The organism is Aquibium sp. ELW1220, assembly GCF_030398385.1.
Classification (GTDB): domain Bacteria; phylum Pseudomonadota; class Alphaproteobacteria; order Rhizobiales; family Rhizobiaceae; genus Aquibium.
In genome coordinates this window covers 1-994 of record NZ_JAOAOQ010000113.1, presented here as the reverse complement: position 1 = coordinate 994, position 994 = coordinate 1, and the positions used below count along the sequence as shown (strand labels likewise).

Here is a 994-nt window from a genome sequence, read left to right as displayed (position 1 = left end):
CTTGGGGGCCGTAGCTCAGCTGGGAGAGCGCCTGCTTTGCAAGCAGGATGTCGTCGGTTCGATCCCGTCCGGCTCCACCATTGTGCCCCTGTTGGGGAATGCGAAATCACTCGCAGCAAAAAGTTTGCGGAAGGCTTGCGCCTTTCGCCTGTTCTGCATGACATCGTGAAGAGAAGATTTGTTCGAGTTCCGCCAGGGAAGCCTGTGCGGTTCGTCGCCGTGGGACGCTCAATCCCTGGCAAATGATTGGTTGCCTGACCGCGCCATCGGACAGATCTCGAGAAGCTGGTCTTTTCTGCCAGGCGCATCGAGCGAATAGGGAGTGGCGAGTTGCGAATAGGGTTCTATTCGCTGTCAGCCATTCGCCATTCGCTTCAGATGGGCATTGGCAATGAGAATGATCAAGTGTCTTAAGGGCAATTGGTGGATGCCTTGGCATGCACAGGCGATGAAGGACGTGATACGCTGCGATAAGCGTCGGGGAGGTGCGAATACCCTTTGATCCGACGATTTCCGAATGGGGCAACCCACCTGAGATACTTGGTAAGTCAATTTTGTTCTGTCCTCACGGATGAGCGCGGCATTCGCCGCTATCCTCCGGACGGGGCGCGCAGCGATGCGCGACGGCCGGTCGGCCTTGCGAACGCCTTGCGTTCGTGGGGCTTCCGCCGCTGGACGGAATTGATTACCAAGTATCGCAATCAGGTATCTTGTCTTGAATACATAGGGACAAGAAGCGAACGCGGGGAACTGAAACATCTAAGTACCCGTAGGAAAGGACATCAACCGAGACTCCGCAAGTAGTGGCGAGCGAACGCGGACCAGGCCAGTGACAATCATGAGACAAGTGGAACGCTCTGGAAAGTGCGGCCGTAGCGGGTGACAGCCCCGTACACGTAATGCGAATGATTGTCCTCGAGTAGGGCGGGACACGTGAAATCCTGTCTGAACATGGGGCGACCACGCTCCAAGCCTAAGTACTCGTGCATGACCG

At 56.4% G+C, this 994-nt stretch carries 1 tRNA gene and 1 rRNA gene; both read left to right on the top strand.

The annotated features are described in order from the left end of the window. Positions 1–4: 4 nt before the first annotated feature. A tRNA-Ala gene (locus N1F91_RS30935) sits at positions 5–80 on the top strand. A 319-nt stretch (positions 81–399) separates the two neighbouring features. Next, positions 400–994 (top strand): 23S ribosomal RNA (locus N1F91_RS30930); the annotation flags it as partial.